The organism is Pseudomonas phoenicis (assembly GCF_047302395.1).
Classification (GTDB): Bacteria; Pseudomonadota; Gammaproteobacteria; order Pseudomonadales; family Pseudomonadaceae; genus Aquipseudomonas.
Genome location: NZ_CP154852.1, coordinates 3,034,515 through 3,049,800 on the forward strand (window position 1 = coordinate 3,034,515; position 15,286 = coordinate 3,049,800).

The window sequence follows — 15,286 nt, forward strand, 5'->3', positions numbered from 1 at the left end:
CAGGAAACGCCCCGGCCGGACTGAGTGCAAAGAGTAGGAAAATTCAGCGATGGGCCGATGGAAATCGTGCATCAAACTAGAGATTCTCGGTGTCACGTGCAGCACAGTGGCGACACCTTAACCCACTTTCCACAGCCTGCCAATGGTCTAGATGCGCATTGCATCGATTCAGCTCGACGGACGGCCCAAGCCGCGCCGCACAAGGGGCCGGGGCAGGGAACTTTAACCCTGGCGCCGGGACCGGTAAGATGCGCCTCTCGTTTTCCTTCGTACTTTCAGGACACCCCGCCATGAGCATCAAATCGGATAAGTGGATTCGCCGCATGGCACAGGAGCACGGCATGATCGAGCCGTTCGTCGAGCGTCAGATGCGCGGCGGCGAAGACAGCCGGGTGATTTCCTTCGGCGTCTCCAGCTACGGCTACGACGTGCGCTGCGCCGACGAATTCAAGGTCTTCACCAACATCAACTCGGCCACCGTCGATCCGAAGAACTTCGATGCCGGCAGCTTCGTCGACATCAAGAGCGACGTCTGCATCATTCCGCCCAATTCGTTCGCCCTGGCGCGTACCGTCGAATACTTCCGCATCCCGCGCAACGTGCTGACCATCTGCCTGGGCAAGAGCACCTATGCGCGCTGCGGCATCATCGTCAACGTCACGCCGCTGGAACCGGAATGGGAAGGGCACGTGACCCTCGAGTTCTCCAACACCACCACGCTGCCGGCGAAGATCTATGCCAACGAGGGCGTAGCGCAGATGCTCTTCCTGGAATCGGACGAAGAGTGCGAAGTGTCCTATAAAGACCGCGGCGGCAAGTACCAAGGCCAGCGTGGCGTCACATTGCCACGTACCTGAGCCCGACAAGCTGCGGGAATTGTTTCTCGGATAGGCACTCCAAACAGTCAGTAACGCCGCAGGCGCATAACGCGCCGCGGCGCTTCGTCAGGAGAAGCCTATGAAACTTCATGCTGCTGTCAGCGCCAAGCTGGCCGGACTCCAACCTAACCAGATCGGCGCACCTGTCTGGTCGCTCCTCGCCCACCCGCCCGTGCCGCCCATGCCTCATTACCTAGGGGGTAAACCCGGCCAGCCCGATCCTGATTTCCCGCAGCCGCAAGAACCCGGCGAGCCGACCGTGCCAGACGAGCCGCCACCCACGCCTGTCGCCTGATCGGGTTACACCGGCCAGACCTGTCCAGCGCCCGCGACGAACAAGCGGGTGCCTGGTTGGCGCTCGACGTTCCAACCCCCGGTGAATTCGCCGAAGGCTGGCAGAAGGCTGACGTGCTCGTCGATCACGAAGCAGGGCAGGCGCAGCCGCTGTTTACCGCGCCCGCGCAGCACGAATGCCGGGTGCACGTGGCCGGCCAGCACCGGTCGTTGCGGATGCGGATCCGGTTCGTGTTGCAACGCGAAGGGACCGAGCAGCCAGGGCTCTTCGACGATGACCATGTTGAGTTCGCTCGGCGGGTCGCCCGCATGGCGGTCATGGTTGCCACGCACCAGTACCATGTCGAGCGCCGGATGCGCTTCGCGCCAGGCCTGCAACCGTGCAAGGGTAGCCGGCGAACGACCGCTGCGCGCATGCAGGAAGTCCCCCAGAACGATCAATCGTTCGCAGGGGTAGTGCGCCAACAAGGCTGTCAGGCGATCCAGCGTCGCTTGGGTGGTGCCGCGCGGCACGGGTTGGTGCAGCGCTCGATAACTGGCGGCTTTACCGATGTGCACATCGGCCACCAACAAAGCCTTTTGCGCTGGCCAGTAGACGGCTTTGTCCGGTAGCAGCCACAGAGGCTCGCCCCCGTGTTCGATCACGCGGTGTTCGCCGATCGACGCCGCCGCCATGACGGCACCGGATAGCAGCAGTTCATCCACGGTCCGCCACCTTTTCCAAGTCCGCCACCATCCGGGCGATGCGATCGGCCAGTTTCTCGCTGCTCATGGTGTCGCGTAAGCCCTCGACGAGCAGGGCGAAACCCAGGGGACTGGGACGCTGCAAGCGATGCAGGTCCAGGCGCAGCCCGGTGATGCGCAGCAGTTGTTCGTTCAAGCGCTCGATTTCCAATTCCTCTCGCAATACTTCGTCGCGGGCTTGGCCCAGCAACAGGTTGTCCGCATCGTGCTTGCGGAATACTTCGTAGAACAAGCCACTGGACGCTTGAATCTGGCGGGTGCTCTTTTGCGCCGCCGGGTAGCCGCCGAACACCAAGCCGGCGATCTGGGCGATTTCGCGGAAGCGTCGCAGGGCCATTTCACCCGCGTTGAGGCTGGCCGTCACGTCCTCCAGCAGATTGTCGGTGGACAACGCCGCCGGCAAGTGCGCAGCCCAATCCACGACGCTGGGGCTGAGCAGCTCGAAGCCATAGTCGTTGACGGCGATGGAAATCGACAGTGGCTGGGCCTGGCTCACGCGCCAGGCGATCAGGTTGGCCAGGCCCAGGTTGGCCAAGCGCCCGGCGAAGGGGTAGAGGAACAGGTGCGAACCCTGCCGCGTATCCAGGGTTTCGGCCAGCAGCGTCGCGGCGGTAGGCAGTGCCGACCAGTCGGCCTGCACCGCCAGCAGAGGGCGTACGGCGCGCATCTCCGGGCTGTCGTAGCGCCCATGGGCGGCACCGTCCAACTGCGCCACCAAGGCCTGGGCCAGTTCGCCCGACAAAGGCATGCGCCCACCGCTCCAGCGCGCCACGGCAGCCTTGCGCGCGGTGCTGCGGCGCACGTAGGCGGTCATGTTTTCCACGCGCACCAGTTCCAGCACGCGGCCGGCGAAGACCAAAGTGTCGCCGGGGCGCAGGCGCGAGATGAAGGATTCCTCGACACTGCCCAAGTGCTTGCCGCCACCGCCCTTGCTCCAGTATTTGAGCTGCAGGGTCGCGTCGCTGACGATGGTACCGATGCCCATGCGGTGGCGCCGCGCCAGGCGCTCGCTGGCGACGCGATAACGACCGTCGGGGTGCAGTTCGACACGCTGGTAGTCAGGATAGGCGCTGAGCGAGTCGCCGCCATGGCAGACGAAGCTCAAAGCCCATTGCCATTGGCTGTCGCGCAGTTCGTGGAAGGCCCAGGTACTGCGCACTTCGGCCAGCAGCTCTGCGGCGACGAAACCGCTGCCCAGAGCCATGCTCACCAAGTGTTGCACCAGCACGTCCATGCACAGCCGGGGCGAGCGCCGACCCTCCAGGTATCCGGCCGCCAGGGCCTGACGGCAGGCTGCGGCTTCCACCAGTTCGAGGCTGTGGGTCGGCACCAGGGTGATGCGCGATGGCCGGCCCGGCGCGTGGCCGGAGCGGCCGGCACGTTGCACCAGGCGTGCGATGCCTTTGGTCGAGCCGATCTGCAGTACGCGCTCCACCGGCAGAAAGTCCACCCCCAGGTCCAGGCTCGAGGTGCAGATCACGGCCTTGAGCGTGCCCTGCTTGAGGCTGCGCTCGACCCAATCGCGGGTGTCGCGCGCCAAGGACGCATGGTGCAGCGCGATCAGCCCGGCCCAGTCGGGACGCGCATCGAGCACGGCCTGGTACCAGAGCTCGGATTGCGCACGGGTGTTGGTGAACACCAGGCAATTGCTGCTGGCCTCGATCTGCTCGATGACCGGGCGCAGCAGCTTCAAGCCCATGTGCCCGGCCCAGGGGAAGCGTTCGATGTCGGGCGGTAGCAGGGTGTCGACGTCCATGCGTTTGTCCTGCCGTCCTTGGATCAACTGGCCGCCGCCTGGCACCAGCACGTCCAGGGCATGGTCTAGGTTGCCCAGGGTCGCCGACAGGCCCCACACCACCAAACCCGGATGCCAGCGGCGTAGGCGCGCCAGGGCCAGTTGCAGCTGCACGCCGCGCTTGCTGCCGAGCAATTCGTGCCATTCGTCGACCACCACCATGCGCAGGCTGGTGAAGTCCTGCTCGGCCTGGGCACGGGTCAGCAGCAGGGTCAGGCTTTCCGGTGTTGTGATGAGCGCGGTGGGCAGGCGGCGTGCCTGCCGTGCACGCTCGGCGCTGCGGGTATCGCCGCTGCGCACGCCCACCGACCAGTTCAGGTGCAGGTCTTCGAGTGGCGCTTGCAGGGCCTTGGCGGTGTCGGCGGCCAAGGCGCGCATGGGCGTGATCCACAGCACCTGCAAAGGCGCGGGCTGGCGCAGCGAGCCGCTGGCACCGCGCTTGCCGGCCAGGGCGCGTACGGCGGCCAACCAGACCGCGTAGGTCTTGCCCGCGCCGGTGCTGGCATGCAACAAGCCGGACTCGCCGCGGCCGACGGCTGCCCAGACCTTGCGTTGGAAAGCGAAGGGCGTCCAGCCGCGAGTGGCGAACCATGAGCTGGCGGGGTCAGAGGGTGCTGGCATGCGCGGCCGATCCTGGCTGGGGCTGTGCTGCAACAGACCGCGCGGCGTCCCGGTTGGTTTTACCGGCGCTTCAGTTACCCAGCAGGTAACCGCTGCGGCAGACCTGCTCGCCGGCGATGTGGGCGACCACCATACCGCTGGTGGCCAGACGCCGTACGCTGCGCGCGTAGAGCAGGCCCGGCTGGGTGCTGTGCAAGCGTTGCACCTGGTCGGTGAGCGGATCGATGACCTCGGCGATCAGGGCTCCGGCTTGCAGCCACTGCCCGGGATGGGCGTGGTACACCAGCAGTCCGCCGCTGGCCGCCGTCACCAGCTCCACCGCCGCCAGTGGCGTAGCGGGTCGACGTAGTGCAGGCAGGACGGGCGCCTGGCCCTGGATGACTTGACGGTAGGTGAGGAAGTCTAGGATGGCCTGACAATCCTGCGCGGCCAGTTCATGGCTGACGTCGCTCTGCCCACGCAACTCCAGTGTGACGGCAAGGCTGCCCAGCGGGATCGGGAAACGCTTGGCGAAGCGCTGTTGCAACTGCCACCAGACCAGACTGAAACATTCGTCGAACGACTGCCCGCCCGAGTCGGTGGCCAGCAGGCTGGCTTCGGCGCCCAGGTAGCGCGCCAGCGGTTCCACGTGCGGCCAGGCGTCTGGCGTGGTGTAGAGGTGCTCGACGGCTTCGAAATCGCAGTGCAGGTCGAGCACCAGCTCAGCGTCGCAGGCCAGCCGCTGCAAGGCCAGGCGTAGCGACTGCAAGGGCGTGTGGGCACGGTGCTCGGCCAGGGCGGCGCACAGTTGCTGGCGGATAAGCTCCAGGTTGCCTTCGCCATCGTCGCCAAGCCGGGCCTCGATACGGTCGCCGACCTCGTCGGCCAGGTCGACGAAGCGCCGGTTGAAGTTCTCGCCGCTGTGCAGTTCGAAACGGCCGAGCGGCGCATCGAGCAGTACCTGCTCCAGGCCGATCGGATTGGCGACGGGCACCAGCACGACCTCGCGGTGCAGGCGCCCGGCCTGTTCCAGGGCCAGCAGCTGGCGCTTGAGGTGCCAGGCCACCAGCATGCCCGGCAATTCGTCGGCATGCAGCGCCGCCTGGATATACACCTTGCCGGCCCCGTGCGGGCCGAAGTGGAAGCTGTGCAGTTGGCGGGTGACGCCGGGGACGGGTGAAAGCAGGTCGTGGCTGACGAGGTGCATGAAGGGTCCTGAAGATGCAGTGCGGGTGGGCAAACGGTACGGCGCGATGGCGCAAGCGCGCGGCGCCTGCCAATGAAAGCACAGGATCGCCGCGCCTGCCCGCTATCGCGTCATGCCAGCAGCCCTTGCAGGATCGCCAGGTCGTCGGCCTGCTCGACGGTCTTGTCCTGGCGCCAGCGCAGCATGCGTGGGAAGCGCACGGCGATACCGCTCTTGTGCCGTTTGGACAGCGCGATGCCCTCGAAGCCCAGCTCGAACACCAGGGTCGGGGTTACACTGCGCACCGGGCCGAAGGTCTCGACCGTGGTTTTGCGCACGATCGCATCGACCTTGCGCATCTCTTCGTCGCTCAGCCCCGAGTAGGCTTTGGCGAAGGGCACCAAGGTGCGTTCCGGTGTGCCGGGCGGGCCGTCCCACACCGCGAAGGTGTAGTCGCTGTACAGGCTGGCCCGCCGGCCGTGGCCGCGTTGCGCATAGATCAGCACGGCATCGACGCTGAACGGGTCGACCTTCCATTTCCACCACACGCCCATGTCCTTGGTGCGGCCCACCCCATACAACGCTTCACGCTGCTTGAGCATCATGCCTTCGACGCCCAGGCGCCGCGACGCTTCGCGCTGCTGATCGAGGTCGGCCCAGTCCTTGCCCTGGATCAAGGGCGAGAGCAGCACCGGGGCCAGTGGATGCTCGTCGACCAGACGTTCCAGTTGACTGCGCCGTTCGTGCTGCGGGCGGCTGCGCCAATCCTCGCCTTGCCATTCGAGCAGGTCGTAGGCCTGCAACGCCACAGGGGCATCGGTGAGCAGTTTCTTGCCCAGGGTCTTGCGCCCCAGGCGCTGTTGCAGCAGGGCGAAAGGCTGCACGGCGACGTCTTCGGCCGAGCTGCCGGGTTTCCAGACCAGGATTTCGCCGTCCAGTACCACGCCGTCGGGCAGGGTATCGCCCAAGCTGTGCAGCTCTGGAAAACGTTCGGTGACCAACTCTTCGCCGCGCGACCAGATCCACAGCTGGCCGTCGCGTTTGACCACTTGGGCACGGATGCCGTCCCACTTCCATTCGATCTGCCAGTCGCTGGGTGCACCGAGCAGCCCGTCGAACTGGTCGGTGGGCGCCTGCAAGGCATGGGCGAGAAAGAAAGGATAGGGCTGGCCGCCACGCTCGCTGTGCTCGGCATCGGACTCTTCGGCGATCAGCTTGAGGTAGCGCTCGGCAGTGGGCCGATGGCTGAGGTCGGTGTAGCCCACCAGGCGCTGAGCCACGCGTTTGGGGTCCAGCTCGGCCAGTTGCGCCAGCGCGCGGGTGACCAGCAGCTTGGACACGCCGACGCGGAAACTGCCGGTGATCAGCTTGAGGCACAGCATCAGGCTGGGCCGGTCGAGTTGCGCCCAGAGCCTGGGCAGGCGCTCGTGCAGTTCCTCGGGCGTCTGCCCGCGTAGCGGCAGCAGATAGGCCTCGACCCAGTGGGCCAGGCCCTCGTCGCTGAGGTATTCGGATTCGGGCAGCAGTAGCGAAATGGTCTCGGCCATGTCGCCTACTGCCTGGTAGCTCTCTTCGAACAGCCATTCCGGCAAACCCGAAAGCTGCGTGGCCAGCTCGCGCAGCACGCGGGTCGGCACCAGTTGCCGCGGCCTGCCGCCGGCCAGGAAGTACACCGCCCAAGCGGCATCGTCGGGCGGCGCTTCGGCGAAGTATTCGCGCAGGGCCAGGAGCTTGGCATTGCTGGAGGTGGTGGCGTCCAGGCGCAGGTACAGCTCGGCGAAGGCTTTCATGGGTGTGGCTCCGCCGCAGTGGCGTCGTCTTCCTCGCCGTACTCGGTGACGAAGCCACGCGCATCCAGGCCCTGCTCGCAGAGGTAGCGCACCAGGATGTTGACCGAGCCATGGGTGACCATGACCCGCTGCGCCTCGGTCTGCTCGATGGCCCATAGCAGCCCGGGCCAGTCGGCGTGGTCGGACAGCACGAAGCCACGATCCACACCGCGGCGACGGCGGGTGCCGCGCAGGCGCATCCAGCCGCTGGCGAAGGCGTCGCTGTAGTCGCCGAAGCGCTTCATCCAGCTGCTGCCGCCGGCCGACGGCGGCGCGACGATCAGGGCGCTGCGCAGCAGGGGATCGTTGCGCGCGACGTCGCCTGCGTAACGTGTGTCAGGCAAGGCGATGCCGGCTTCGCGGTAGACCCGGTTCAGCGGCTCCACCGCGCCATGCACCAAGATGGGCCCGATGCTCGCATCGATGCCGTGCAGCAGGCGCTGGGCCTTGCCGAAGGCATAGCTGAACAGCACGCTGGCCTTGCCCTGCTCGACATTGCCACGCCACCACTCGTTGACCTGGGCGAAGATCTCGGCCTGGCTGGGCCAGCGGTAGATCGGCAGGCCGAAGGTCGATTCGGTGATGAAGGTGTGGCAGCGCACCGGCTCGAAGGGCGCGCAGGTGCCGTCGGGCTCGACTTTGTAATCGCCCGAAGCGACCCAGACTTCGCCCTGGTATTCCAAACGCACCTGTGCCGAACCGAGCACGTGGCCGGCCGGGTGCAGGCTCAGGGTCACGCCGTTGTGCACCAGGCGCTCGCCATAGGGCAGGGTTTGCAGATTGATGTCCTGGCCGAGGCGGCTGCGCAGCACGCCTTCGCCGGGCGCTGCGGTCAGGTAGTGGCCGTTGCCGGGTCGCGAATGGTCGCCATGGCCGTGGGTGATGACCGCGCGGGAAACCGGGCGCCAGGGGTCGATGTAGAAATCTCCCGGCGGGCAGTACAGCCCTTCGGGTCGAGCGATGACGAGGTCCATGCGGTGCGCCCCTCAGGATGTTCCTGTTGGGAGCGCGCCGCCATGATGGAAGTTCGACCGAATCGGGCGGCTACTTGCCGGGCACCAGCGACAGGCGCTGCTTGCCGTAGGCGCGCTCGAAGTGCTGCGGCTGGGTCGGCAGGGTCATGTAGCGGCCTTTGAACCAGGCCTCGAGGCCTTTGCCGGCGAGGGCGTCGGACGCTCCGGTGCTGGTCAGCACTTGCAGCGGCTCGGCCTGGCTGAAATCGACCAACATGCGTGCCGAGGCCGGCAGTGCCGTGTCGAAGTCGCTACCCCAGGCATAAGGCGTCAGCGCCAGGGTGCTGAAGTCGCCGCCGGCGGCCATGGGCGGGCGCTCGGGCCCTGCGGTCGCACCGGGCAACGCCGGGGCGGGCCAGCGGTACTGGTGCAGCGCCCCCCACTGCCAGGTGCGGCGGTCGGCGCCCAGGCGCTGGGTACCGTCGCGCATGGCGGCGGCCAGGCTGCGGGCGAGGATGGTCGGCTTGTCTTCGCGCTGCGCGGTGCTGCGGTCATCCCAGAACGGGCTGTCGTCGCGGCCCAGCAGGTGGTCGGCCTGGGCCGAATACGACAGCCGCGAATTGCCGACGAAAGCCTGCCAGGCGGCGCTCGATTCGGGGCCAAGCTCATCGAGGAAGGTCTGCCGCGCCACTGCCTGGAGGAACAGCTCATACAGTGCGGCGTCCGCCGAGCCGGCGCTGAGCCGGCCGTCGAAGGCCCGCAGCCGCGACAGCGCTTCGCGTGCCTGCTCCCGGTCAGCGGCCGGCAGGGCGTCGATGGCCTGCTTGAGCGGCTGCGCCATGCCGGGCGCTTCGAGCATGCGCTTGAGCTTGTCGGCCATGGGCGTGACCTGGTCGTCGGGCAGCGCCATCAGGCTACGAGCGTCGTGGCGACCGTTGCCGGCCAACTGCGCCAGGCGCTCGGCGCGCTCGGGGTAATACCAGCTGCTCGACAGCTGCATGCCGTAGCCTTTGGGCTGACTGCGCTCGTTGGCGTGGCCGATCCAGCCACTGGCCGGGTCCTGATCGTAGGGATGCAGCATCGGGTCGGCGTAGCCGTCCCAGTCGTAGCGCGCGTCCCAGCCGGGCGAGGGCAGCAAGCCCTGGCCTTCGCGGCGGTTCGGGTAGCGACCGCTGACCTGCCAGCCGATGTGCTGCGGTTCGGCGAAGACGAAGTTGAGCGCGGCGGCGCCGATCTCGCGGGTGCTGTCGAAGGCTTTTTCCACCGATTTGGCGCGGGTCAGGTCGAACAGCGCATCGAGGCTGCGATCGCCCTTGAGCGAAGGCAGGTGCAGTGCCAAAGCCAGGCCACCGTTGCCCGGTTGGCCGAGCAGCACGCCGTGACGGGTTTCGTATTGCACCTCGCGCACCGGGCGCTGCCCTTTGACCAGGAAGGTTTCGCTGCGCGCCCGCGCCGCCAGCCATTTGCCGTCGGCGAGGTAGGTCAGGCGGTCGCCTTGGCGACGGACCTGTTCCAGGTACAGGTCCTGGTCGTCGGCCAGCACTGCGCTGCTGCTCCAGGCCAGCTTGCCGTTGTAGCCGGCCAGCATCAGCGGGAGGCCCGGCAGGGCCAGGCCTGCGACCTGGTACTTGGCGGTGTGCAGTTGCACCGGGCTCAGCGCCCAGGCGGCGCGGCTGTCGCTGACCAGCAGGCTGTTGCCGCTACGGCTGCGTTGCGGGCCGAGGGCAAGGTTGGTCGAGCCTGGGGTGCCCAGCAATTGCGCATCGGCCAGGCGTTTGGCAGCGGTCGCTACGGCGGCGAAACCCGGCAACTGGCGGGCGAGGTCCAGGCCCTTGAGCTTGTCGACTTCGGCCTCGGCCAAGGGCTCGTCGGCGGCTACCGGCAACAGCCAGGCCAGCTTGTCGCTGCCGACGTGCTGGGCCAAGGTCACGGCCGACAGCTCTTCGTGCAGGTTCACCGATTGGGTGAAGGCATACAGGCTGAAGATCAGCGCCGAGTCTTCGGGTTTCCAATACTCGATGCGGTAGCCGTTGCGCGCCAGGCCTGCGGGCAGGTCGTTGCGGTAGCGGTACAGGTAGGCGTTCACGCCGCGCGCATACACCTCGAAGAAGCGCTGCAAGCGCGGGGAGGCATCGGCGTATTGCTGGGCAGCGGTCTGGCGCAGGTTCGTCGCCCGCATGAGACGGTCGATGTCCAGGGCCTCGGCACCTGCCAGCTCGGCCAGACGGCCCTGTGCCAGCAAGCGCAGGGTGACCATCTGTTCGATGCGGTCCACGCCCTGTACGTAGCCCAGGCTGAACAGCGCATCGTGGAAGTTACCGCTCTCGATCAGCGGCGCGCCCATGTCGTTGCGGCGCACCGAGGCGCCTTGGGCCAGGCCCTTGAGCGGCTGTACGCCGACGCTGGGCGGCACGTTGCCCGGTGGTGCGGCCATCTGGCAGCCGGCCAGGCCAAGCGTGCCGAGCAGCGCGGCGACGGCGCTGAGGCGTGGGCGAAAGGGCGCGAAGGCGGCGGCCATGGCGGGAGCTCCTGCAAGGCGAGGGTGGTTGGCGAAAGGCGCTACGTTAGTGATGGGTCGGCCGGTAAGCAAGCGGCGACGCGGGCTTTTTTGCGCGCCCGGACGAGGCCGGACAAGCGCTGTTGCCTGGGTTTGCGGGCAGCGGCATGCGATATGGCTCGCAAAGTCATGGAGATGATTCGGCCAGGCGTAGAACCTGTGGGCCTCGAACGCGTCGAAGCATGACGGCAATAGGCCATCTGAGGTGAACAACATGACACGTCCATCCACCCCCACCGGCTCACCCCGCCCGGTCGGTTGCAGCCGGTGCGCCGACCAGGCGCCGCTGCCATTCGATTTCAGCATGGCGTTCCAGCCGATCGTCGATGTCGACGAGCGGCGTGTGTTCGGTTATGAGGCGTTGGTAAGGGGCACCGATGGCAGTGGCGCACATAGCATTCTTCAGCAGGTCACCGAAGACAATCGCTACACCTTCGACCAGACGTGCCGCGTCAAGGCGGTGGAGCTTGCCGCCAAGCTGCAGTTGCAAGGCTATCTGAGCATCAATTTCCTGCCCAACGCGGTGTACCAGCCGGCGGCGTGCATCCGTGCCACGCTCGAGGCAGCACGTCGGGTCGGCTTTCCCACCCAGCGCATTCTGTTCGAGGTCACCGAAGGCGAGCAGCTCACCGATCGCGCACATTTGAAGAACATCCTGCTCGAGTACCAGCGGCAAGGGTTCAAGACCGCCATCGACGATTTTGGCGCCGGTTATGCAGGGTTGGGATTGTTGGCCGAATTCCAGCCGGACATCGTCAAGCTCGACATGGAGTTGATACGCAACATCCACCTGGACTCGACGCGTTTCACCATCGTCGAAGGCATCGTCGGCATCTGCCGGAAGTTGGACATTCGCCTGATCGCCGAAGGCGTCGAGCAACTCGACGAATACAGGGTGCTGAAAACGCTGGGGATCTCGCTGTTCCAGGGCTACCTATTCGCCAAGCCCAGCTACGAGGCGCTGCCGCCTGTGGAATGGCCGCTGGGCTGACCCCAGCGACCCTCAAGCCAAGCGTCGGTCAGGCGCCGTGGCACTTCTTGTATTTCTTCTCGCTGCCGCATGGGCAGGGGTCGTTGCGGCCTACGTCCTTGAGGGCGTTGCGCACCGGCTCCTGGTGGCCATGGTTGCAGTGCGGGCCGTGCACATGGCCGTGATCGTGATCGTGATGATCGTGACCATGGTTGCAGTCGGGGCCATGAACGTGGGGTTGTTGGGTCATTGCGGGTCACTCCGGTAGAAAATCGCTGTGCAGTATCTCACCACTGCGCGAGACGTGCAGGTCCGTGAACCAGAACAGGCCGGTATGGATGTCGGCCTTGAGTCGGTAAGTGAGCGGCTGCTTGCTGCGGATCAGTTTCGCCAAGGGTTTCATGTGGCGCCACAGGTTGGTGCGTACGGTGATGTTGAAATTGCGTGAATCCTCGCCCGCTACGCTGCGCCAGAGGCTGGCCTGGTCGACCACCAAGGGGATGTCGTTGAGCATGATGGCGTAGTCGAGGCTGCGGATGAACAGGCGGCTGTCGTTGGGGTTGTCGACCCGCAGACGCAGAACGAACTCCTGCTGGTGCAGGCTGGCCTTGACCGTTTTCACCTTCACCAGGTGCACTTGCGGTTGGCGCCATGGGTCACCGCCCCAGCTCACGCAGCCGGTCAGCAGGCCTAGCAACGTACTCAGAACCAGCAGACGGCTTAAGAGGGTCATGGGTCATCCTGCCAGATAGCTGGCGCAGCATTTCTTGAATTTCTGCCCGCTGTCGCAGGGGCAAGGGTCGTTGCGGCCGGCCTTGAGCGGCACGGTGGGGTCGATGAAGTACCAGCGACCCTCGCGCTGTACGAAAGCCGAGCGCTCGCGGTGCTGGTGGTCGCCTTCGCCATCGTGCCAGCGTGCGGTGAAGGTGACGAAGGCATGCTCCGGTTGACCGCCGAATACTTCCACCTCGTGAACCTCCAGCCCCAGCCATGTGCTCTGGGCGCTCCACGCAGCGATCGCGGCGCGGTCCAGGCCCGCGTGCTGGGCGGGCAGGGTGGTGTCGTGCAGGTAGTCGATCAGGCCCAGCACGTAGGCGCTGTAGCGTGAGCGCATCAAGGCCTGGGCATCGGGCGCCGGCGTGCCGGCATGCCAATGGCCGCAACAGGCGTCGAGTAGGTTGCCACTGCCGCAAGGGCAGACCGAAACGCTCATGAAATCACCACCAGTACTTGCCAAAATTTTCCGGGTTGGCCCAGAACCGGGCGTTGAGCCAGTCCGGTACCTGCTTGTAATCGCGTAGATCATAGGTGAACAGACACAACTGCTGCTGATCGCGGCGGAACCGTTCGCTGGCCGACAGGGCCAGGGCGAAGAAGTCGGTGTCCTGCCAGCCGCAGGCGTGCAGGTCAGCCAGCACCGCGACTTTGCTGGCGTTCAGATTGCGGATGCCGCCGAGCAGTTCCAAGCCGCTGCGCTTGCTCAGGTGTTCCAGGCATTCGACCAGAATCGCCAGGTCGTAACGCTGGCCGGCCATCGCGGCGGGCAGGGGACCTGGTGCGGCGACATCGATGACGCACTGCGGATGCGCCTGGGTGAACGCTGTCAGCGCGGGGAACCGGCTGCCGACAAGCAGCAGGCGCTGCGGGCGCACCCTTTCGAGCAGGGCCGCCAGGGCTTGTTGCGGAGTGCGTTCGGAAAAACTCGTGGTCATTGCCGCTCCTCGTTATGACGCTCAAGACTAGCCCTCTGCGGCCCGTGGGCATAGAGGCCGCCGGGTGCAATGCTGGCGTAACGCTGGCAGCCCTGCAAGACAGGGTCTTTACTGCGATGAGCCGGCCACCGGGCCGGCCCTACCCCTGGGAGAAGCCACGCATGAGCATAGTCCGTACGGCGTTACCTCTGGTGCTGCTTTCCGGTCTGTTGACCGGTTGCGCCGGCCTGCAGAAGACCGATTGGCCCAAGTGCGCCGCTATAGGTGGCGTGGGCGGTGCCGCCCTGGGCGCCATCGAGAGTTCCAGTTGGACAGGCTGGGGCGCGCTGCTCGGTGGCGGCCTGGCCGCCGGCTACTGCTGGGCCCATGGCGATGGCGACGAAGACGGCGATGGCGTGCCGGACAGCCGCGACAAGTGCCCAGGCACCCCGCGCGGGGTGCAGGTCGACGCCACCGGCTGCCCGTTGCAGCCGCCAGCGCCCCCGCCGGTGGTCGAAGAAGTGGTGGTGGTCGAGAAAGAAGAAGTGATCGTGATCCGCGACGTGCACTTCGAGTTCGATTCGGCGCGCCTGACCGCCGCCGACAAGGAGCGTCTCAACACCATCGCCACCCGCCTCAAGCAGGAAGCGGCCGGCGTTCGTTTGAGCGTGACCGGGCATACCGACAGCGTCGGCGCCGATGGCTACAACCAAAGGCTGTCCGATCGCCGCGCCCATTCGGTGACCGATTACCTGATCAGCAGCGGCGTGCCCCGCGCGAGCTTCGTCGTAGTGAGCGGTGCCGGGGAGAGCCAACCGGTGGCCGACAATGCCACGGCCGAGGGCCGCGCCATGAACCGCCGTACGGAAATCAAGATCGAGCGTTGAGTGGGCCGCGCCCGCGTGCCCTCCAGGCGCGCGGGTCGCCCCTTGAACCGGGCGATGACCGGGCTCGTGCCGCACGACGGTCTACGGCATGCTGGGCAGCTACCGGACGCCATCGAGGAGAGGCGGGATGAAAGCCGTTCTGATGCTGGGTAAAGCGCTGACCGTGCTGTTCTGGGGTGTGGTGCTGTTCAACCAGTTATTACCCCAGGCCATGCCGTTCGCGTTGCTGATCAAGGCTGCCGGCCTGCTGCTGTTCGGCCTGCACGTGCTGGAAATGCTCGCCTTCAATGGCAGCCTGCGCGAGCGCAGCCACCGTTGGTTCGACCGTGTGCAGATCCTCTTGACCGGCATCTTTCACGTCATGTCCATTCCACGGCCCTTGTCCCGGCCCTAGACTTGGCAACGCTTTGGGCGAGTATTCACTTACAGGCTGCAGCGCGCACTGGCCAGGGCCACTACCGCTAGCCCTAGCAACAGGTTGCAGCCCACCATCCGTCGGATACCGTTCATGACCCGCGCGCCTTCGGCCCAGTCTTCTTTCTGCACTGCGGTGTGCAGCTGTGGCAGCAGCAATGCTTGCACGCGCAGGAACAACGCGACCATCACGATGCCCCCGCCGATCATCCACTGCACATAGCGCGGCGCCGTTTCGAAGCCGGTGAAGCGCTGATGCAGCATGATCACACCGCTGATCGCCAAGCTCGCTATGGCCACCCAGACCCATCCGAAGAAGCGTGGGAAAACTTCCACCCAGACTTTCAGCCGGCTCGGCCCGTCCAGCGCCGCAGCCAGCGCCGGGCGCAGCACCAGCCAGGCGAAGAACATGCCGCCGACCCAGATCAGCGCGGCAAGCACATGCAGTGTGTAGGGCAGGGCAAGGACGAGCATGTGGATCTCCATGC

At 66.2% G+C, this 15,286-nt stretch carries 16 protein-coding genes; 5 read left to right on the forward strand and 11 right to left on the reverse strand.

Features of this window, described 5'->3' with window-relative positions; genetic code table 11:
• Window positions 1-290 precede the first annotated feature (290 nt).
• A complete protein-coding gene (gene dcd, locus AA0Z93_RS13595) occupies window positions 291-857 on the forward strand; it encodes a dCTP deaminase (protein WP_313739921.1) in 567 nt (188 codons plus the stop codon).
• A gap of 100 nt (window positions 858-957) precedes the next feature.
• On the forward strand, window positions 958-1,173 hold the full coding sequence (locus AA0Z93_RS13600) for a hypothetical protein (RefSeq protein WP_413048464.1): 216 nt from the start codon (window positions 958-960) through the stop codon (window positions 1,171-1,173).
• Between the two features lie 5 nt (window positions 1,174-1,178).
• Here the strand turns inward: AA0Z93_RS13600 and pdeM are convergent, their stop codons facing one another.
• The 6 genes from pdeM to AA0Z93_RS13630 form a co-directional block, all read right to left on the reverse strand.
• Window positions 1,179-1,847 (reverse strand): ligase-associated DNA damage response endonuclease PdeM, encoded by a 669-nt coding sequence (gene pdeM, locus AA0Z93_RS13605; protein WP_413049008.1) that lies wholly within the window; start codon window positions 1,845-1,847, stop codon window positions 1,179-1,181.
• A gap of 22 nt (window positions 1,848-1,869) precedes the next feature.
• Complete coding sequence (locus AA0Z93_RS13610; protein ID WP_413048463.1) at window positions 1,870-4,332, reverse strand: ligase-associated DNA damage response DEXH box helicase; 2,463 nt, start codon at window positions 4,330-4,332, stop codon at window positions 1,870-1,872.
• A gap of 70 nt (window positions 4,333-4,402) precedes the next feature.
• A complete protein-coding gene (locus AA0Z93_RS13615) occupies window positions 4,403-5,518 on the reverse strand; it encodes a succinylglutamate desuccinylase/aspartoacylase family protein (RefSeq protein WP_413048462.1) in 1,116 nt (371 codons plus the stop codon).
• A gap of 110 nt (window positions 5,519-5,628) precedes the next feature.
• Entirely contained in the window at window positions 5,629-7,287 is a 1,659-nt protein-coding gene (locus AA0Z93_RS13620) for an ATP-dependent DNA ligase (protein WP_413048461.1), read from the reverse strand.
• A complete protein-coding gene (locus AA0Z93_RS13625; protein WP_413048460.1) occupies window positions 7,284-8,300 on the reverse strand; it encodes a ligase-associated DNA damage response exonuclease in 1,017 nt (338 codons plus the stop codon). Before AA0Z93_RS13625 ends, AA0Z93_RS13620 begins: the two co-directional genes overlap by 4 nt.
• Before the next feature lie 70 nt (window positions 8,301-8,370).
• Window positions 8,371-10,797: a penicillin acylase family protein gene (locus tag AA0Z93_RS13630; RefSeq protein WP_413048459.1), complete on the reverse strand. Its 2,427-nt coding sequence runs from the start codon at window positions 10,795-10,797 to the stop codon at window positions 8,371-8,373.
• Between the two features lie 253 nt (window positions 10,798-11,050).
• Between AA0Z93_RS13630 and AA0Z93_RS13635 the strand changes: the two genes are divergently transcribed.
• Window positions 11,051-11,827 (forward strand): EAL domain-containing protein, encoded by a 777-nt coding sequence (locus AA0Z93_RS13635; RefSeq protein ID WP_413048458.1) that lies wholly within the window; start codon window positions 11,051-11,053, stop codon window positions 11,825-11,827.
• Window positions 11,828-11,855: 28 nt separating this feature from the next.
• Here AA0Z93_RS13635 and AA0Z93_RS13640 read toward each other — a convergent pair whose 3' ends face one another.
• Genes AA0Z93_RS13640 through AA0Z93_RS13655 form a run of 4 tightly spaced genes read right to left on the reverse strand, consistent with a single transcriptional unit; the run spans window position 11,856 to window position 13,518 of the window.
• On the reverse strand, window positions 11,856-12,056 hold the full coding sequence (locus tag AA0Z93_RS13640; protein WP_313740817.1) for an SEC-C metal-binding domain-containing protein: 201 nt from the start codon (window positions 12,054-12,056) through the stop codon (window positions 11,856-11,858).
• Window positions 12,057-12,062: 6 nt separating this feature from the next.
• Window positions 12,063-12,539, reverse strand: coding sequence for an LEA type 2 family protein (locus AA0Z93_RS13645; RefSeq protein WP_413048457.1), 477 nt, complete (start codon window positions 12,537-12,539; stop codon window positions 12,063-12,065).
• A gap of 3 nt (window positions 12,540-12,542) precedes the next feature.
• Entirely contained in the window at window positions 12,543-13,019 is a 477-nt protein-coding gene (locus AA0Z93_RS13650) for a YchJ family protein (RefSeq protein ID WP_413048456.1), read from the reverse strand.
• Between the two features lie 4 nt (window positions 13,020-13,023).
• Window positions 13,024-13,518 (reverse strand): DUF6231 family protein, encoded by a 495-nt coding sequence (locus AA0Z93_RS13655; RefSeq protein ID WP_413048455.1) that lies wholly within the window; start codon window positions 13,516-13,518, stop codon window positions 13,024-13,026.
• A gap of 161 nt (window positions 13,519-13,679) precedes the next feature.
• Here AA0Z93_RS13655 and AA0Z93_RS13660 point away from each other — a divergent pair, with 161 nt between their 5' ends.
• Together AA0Z93_RS13660 and AA0Z93_RS13665 are read left to right on the forward strand one after the other, a co-directional pair.
• A complete protein-coding gene (locus tag AA0Z93_RS13660) occupies window positions 13,680-14,384 on the forward strand; it encodes an OmpA family protein (protein WP_413048454.1) in 705 nt (234 codons plus the stop codon).
• Between the two features lie 127 nt (window positions 14,385-14,511).
• Window positions 14,512-14,778, forward strand: coding sequence for a DUF1145 domain-containing protein (locus AA0Z93_RS13665; RefSeq protein WP_413048453.1), 267 nt, complete (start codon window positions 14,512-14,514; stop codon window positions 14,776-14,778).
• 29 nt (window positions 14,779-14,807) lie between these two features.
• On the opposite strand, the gene AA0Z93_RS13670 is transcribed toward AA0Z93_RS13665, so the two are convergent.
• Window positions 14,808-15,272, reverse strand: a complete 465-nt coding sequence (locus AA0Z93_RS13670; RefSeq protein WP_413048452.1) for a CopD family protein — start codon at window positions 15,270-15,272, stop codon at window positions 14,808-14,810.
• Window positions 15,273-15,286 lie beyond the last annotated feature (14 nt).

Bases quoted from the DNA above. Each gene is read 5' to 3' on its own strand.
- dcd (WP_313739921.1), top strand. From the start codon at position 291: ATGAGCATCAAATCGGATAAGTGGATTCGCCGCATGGCACAGGAGCAC.
- AA0Z93_RS13600 (WP_413048464.1), top strand. From the start codon at position 958: ATGAAACTTCATGCTGCTGTCAGCGCCAAGCTGGCCGGACTCCAACCT.
- pdeM (WP_413049008.1), bottom strand. From the start codon at position 1,847: ATGGCGGCGGCGTCGATCGGCGAACACCGCGTGATCGAACACGGGGGC.
- AA0Z93_RS13610 (WP_413048463.1), bottom strand. From the start codon at position 4,332: ATGCCAGCACCCTCTGACCCCGCCAGCTCATGGTTCGCCACTCGCGGC.
- AA0Z93_RS13615 (WP_413048462.1), bottom strand. From the start codon at position 5,518: ATGCACCTCGTCAGCCACGACCTGCTTTCACCCGTCCCCGGCGTCACC.
- AA0Z93_RS13620 (WP_413048461.1), bottom strand. From the start codon at position 7,287: ATGAAAGCCTTCGCCGAGCTGTACCTGCGCCTGGACGCCACCACCTCC.
- AA0Z93_RS13625 (WP_413048460.1), bottom strand. From the start codon at position 8,300: ATGGACCTCGTCATCGCTCGACCCGAAGGGCTGTACTGCCCGCCGGGA.
- AA0Z93_RS13630 (WP_413048459.1), bottom strand. From the start codon at position 10,797: ATGGCCGCCGCCTTCGCGCCCTTTCGCCCACGCCTCAGCGCCGTCGCC.
- AA0Z93_RS13635 (WP_413048458.1), top strand. From the start codon at position 11,051: ATGACACGTCCATCCACCCCCACCGGCTCACCCCGCCCGGTCGGTTGC.
- AA0Z93_RS13640 (WP_313740817.1), bottom strand. From the start codon at position 12,056: ATGACCCAACAACCCCACGTTCATGGCCCCGACTGCAACCATGGTCAC.
- AA0Z93_RS13645 (WP_413048457.1), bottom strand. From the start codon at position 12,539: ATGACCCTCTTAAGCCGTCTGCTGGTTCTGAGTACGTTGCTAGGCCTG.
- AA0Z93_RS13650 (WP_413048456.1), bottom strand. From the start codon at position 13,019: ATGAGCGTTTCGGTCTGCCCTTGCGGCAGTGGCAACCTACTCGACGCC.
- AA0Z93_RS13655 (WP_413048455.1), bottom strand. From the start codon at position 13,518: ATGACCACGAGTTTTTCCGAACGCACTCCGCAACAAGCCCTGGCGGCC.
- AA0Z93_RS13660 (WP_413048454.1), top strand. From the start codon at position 13,680: ATGAGCATAGTCCGTACGGCGTTACCTCTGGTGCTGCTTTCCGGTCTG.
- AA0Z93_RS13665 (WP_413048453.1), top strand. From the start codon at position 14,512: ATGAAAGCCGTTCTGATGCTGGGTAAAGCGCTGACCGTGCTGTTCTGG.
- AA0Z93_RS13670 (WP_413048452.1), bottom strand. From the start codon at position 15,272: ATGCTCGTCCTTGCCCTGCCCTACACACTGCATGTGCTTGCCGCGCTG.